The 939-nt window shown below is 48.3% G+C and carries 1 protein-coding gene; it reads left to right on the forward strand.

Annotation, left to right across the window (positions count from 1 at the left end; all coding sequences use genetic code 11):
- The coding region (locus tag L692_RS0117345) for a penicillin-binding transpeptidase domain-containing protein (protein ID WP_025701372.1) at positions 1–939 on the forward strand (939 nt) is incomplete at both ends.

The raw sequence follows: 939 nt of genomic DNA on the forward strand, positions 1-939 counted from the left end.
TGACGCTATAACGGGCTACGCGGTCGCGATGGAAGTAGATACGGGGAATGTCGTGGCAATGGCTAGCATGCCGGATTATGATACGAATGCATGGATTGATGGAGATATAATGAAGGTATGGGGTGAAATAGAAAATAATTATCTGAATGGTGCAATTACACCAATCTCATCCGGAAGATCAGGGCACGGCTTTAGCTCAACTGTATTGATGGGTTCAACCATAAAGCCCCTTAGCGTTTTAATCGGGTTGAATGAAGGGCTTTTTAGAACATCGGATTGGTATACGGACACAGGGGTTACCTCATTTGGCAAAGCCGGCTATGAAACAAAGGTTCGGAATGCATCCGGTCACGTTCTAGGAAGAATGGACCCGGCTGAGGCCATAGCGCAATCTTCAAACGTCTTTATGGTGGATATGGTAGGCAAGAGACTTTACAATAAATATTCCTCACAGAGCATAGATGTATGGGATAAATATATGAAAGAGTTTGGTCTTGGCGTATCTACGGGCGTTGACTTGCCAAATGAGCACAGGGGTCAAATCAACTATAGAAAAGAAGCGAAGTTAGGCAGTGTCCAGTCGGCGATGGTGTACGCATCTTTTGGCCAACAGGGTGCTTATACGGCCCTTCAATTGGCTCAGTACGCTTCAACGCTTGCTAACAAGGGCGAACGCATCAAGCCCCACCTGGTCAGCAAAATCACCGATCCCTCGGGTCGGGTGGTCAAAACATTCGGACGCGAAGTGCTGAACACCGTTAAGATGGACGACTCCTACTGGAATGAAGTAAAACGCGGCATGAACAGTAAGGTTAGCGCGTTTGAAGGCTTCCCTTACGACTTTGCCCGCAAGACGGGAACCTCGCAGCAGGATTACTATGACAAGAGAGGCAAACATACCGTCGACAACGGCGTCTTCATCGCCTACGCGCCGCGCAA

It is taken from the genome of Paenibacillus forsythiae T98 (assembly GCF_000520735.1).
In the GTDB taxonomy this organism is placed as follows: domain Bacteria; phylum Bacillota; class Bacilli; order Paenibacillales; family Paenibacillaceae; genus Paenibacillus_AQ; species Paenibacillus_AQ forsythiae.